Origin of the sequence: Rhodococcus sp. D-46, assembly GCF_011290655.1 — a bacterium.
Lineage (GTDB): Bacteria > Actinomycetota > Actinomycetes > Mycobacteriales > Mycobacteriaceae > Rhodococcus_F > Rhodococcus_F qingshengii.
The window spans coordinates 1-2,098 of record NZ_JAANTF010000039.1 but is presented as its reverse complement, the minus strand read 5'-3'; the positions used below and the strand labels follow the sequence as shown (position 1 = coordinate 2,098).

Here is a 2,098-nt window from a genome sequence, read left to right as displayed (position 1 = left end):
GCTATGTTGCCTCAGCGAAATCTCAACGTACAGAAAGTTTCCCAGTACATCGCGGCGCAGCCAACCCTCGGCCCGCTATTCGACAAGCTGGAGTTGTTCGACGTCTTTTCCAGCTTCTGGTTCACTGCGATCTATGTCCTGCTGTTTCTCTCTCTCATCGGCTGTCTGGTTCCACGCTTGCAGGCGCATCTCGGCGCGCTTCGGAGCCAACCTGTGCGAGCGCCTCGAAATCTGTCCAGGTTGCCTCACCATTTTCGCGGCGTAGTTGACATCTCGCATGACGAGGCCCTCACCAGAGTGCGGCAGTCGCTCAAGGGCTGGCGGGTAGCGGTCAGGTCCGAAAAGGATTCCGAGGTAGCGGTTTCCGCGGAGAAGGGGTATCTGCGTGAGGCCGGGAATCTGGTGTTCCACTTCTCGCTGATCGGGTTGCTCGTCACCGTCGCGATCGGCAAGTTGGTGGGGTACGAGGGTTCGGTGATCGTCATTGCCGACGGCGGCCCCGGTTTCTGTAATACGTCACCTGCCGTGTACGACTCGTTCCGCGCGGGAAGTGCTACTGACGGCACGGGTCTCGCGCCCTTTTGCATCAAGGTCAACGACTTTTCCGCAGATTATCTCGATACCGGTCAGGCCGAAATGTTCACCTCCAACATTTCGTATCAGAGCGGGCAGGATATCGCGACCAATACCTGGAAAGACTATCGTCTTCGGGTCAACGAACCGCTGCGTACCGACGGTGCCCGTGTTTATCTGACCGGCCATGGGTACGCGCCGCAGTTCACCGTCACTTTTCCCGACGGACAGTCCCGTACCGAGACGATGCAGTTTCAACCGGACGATGCGGTCACGTTCCTGAGCAGTGGGGCGTTGCGGTTCGATCCGCCAGGTGGATCGTTTCCGAATCCGGACGAGCGCCGGAAGAATCAGATCGCCATCGAGGGACTCTTCGCGCCGACCGCTTCCTTCAGCGGGACGCTTCTGACTTCGTCGTTTCCCGATGCGCGTGACCCTGCGGTCGCGATCGACATCTACAAGGGCGATACGGGTCTGGACACCGGCATCCCGCAATCGATCTTCTCGTTGAACAAGGAAATGATCAACCAAGGAAGGCTGGTCAAACAAGATCGTGTGAACCTCCGCCCTGGAGAGACGCGGACTCTCACCGATGGAACACAGGTTCGGTTCGACGGCGCCAAGGAATTCGCCAATCTGCAGGTGTCGTACGACCCTGCGCAACAGTGGGTTCTCGTCTTTGCGATCACGATGATGCTCGGACTTCTGATCTCGCTCGTGATCAGGAGGCGGCGAGTGTGGATCCGCCTACGCCCGGGGACGGGACCGGAGCAGGCTGATCTCGAACTCGGTGGACTCGCGCGGACCGATCATGCCGGCTGGGGCGGCGAATTCGACGATCTCTGTGAGAAATTGTTGACTGACCAGCGCAGTTCTCCTTCTACGAGAGCGGGCCTGTGAGGGTCCTTTCGGTCGACCGTGCGATCACTGCCGACAGTGAATTAGATGCATGCCTGAAGAGTGGTCGCCCCAAACGGCACCACGGTGGGATCGCTTTGCGTCTCGCTCTTTCGGTGGGCGCTGGGTGGCTGCTGTTTCTCAGCTTTCCGCCGCGCACGCTGTGGTTTCTCGCCCCTGTAGCCATCGCCCTGCTGACCGTCGTTCTCCAGGGGCGCAGTCTCCGTGCGGGTTTCGGATTCGGCTATGCCGCGGGACTGGGATTCTTCGTTCCCTTGCTGCCATGGGTCGGAGCGTACGTGGGTGCAACGCCTTGGTTGGCGTTGGCGGCGATTGAAGCGCTCGCGTTCGGAGTGTTCGGCGTACTGGCGGTGGCCGTCGGCCACGCTCCGCTTTCCCCGGTGTGGATTGCGGGTGCATGGGTCACCGCAGAAGCACTTCGTAGCCGAGTTCCGTTCGGCGGTTTCCCGTGGGGGCGTTTGGCCTTCGGGCAGGCAGACGGCCCGCTGCTGCCGTTGGCTTCGATCGCGGGGGCGCCAGGTCTTTCCTTCGTGACTGCACTGATCGGAACACTCATCGCCTGGTCACTGGCTGGGCCCTTGAATGTTCGATGGCAAGCATTGGCGAA

At 60.5% G+C, this 2,098-nt stretch carries 1 protein-coding gene and 1 pseudogene; both read left to right on the top strand.

Translation table 11 applies throughout. From position 1 onward, the window contains the following. Window positions 1-1,473 (top strand): cytochrome c biogenesis protein ResB (locus G9U53_RS33205; protein WP_165639978.1); only part of this gene is annotated, 1,473 nt, incomplete at its 5' end. Between the two features lie 89 nt (window positions 1,474-1,562). Next, a pseudogene (locus G9U53_RS33200) lies at window positions 1,563-2,098 on the top strand (apolipoprotein N-acyltransferase); the annotation flags it as partial.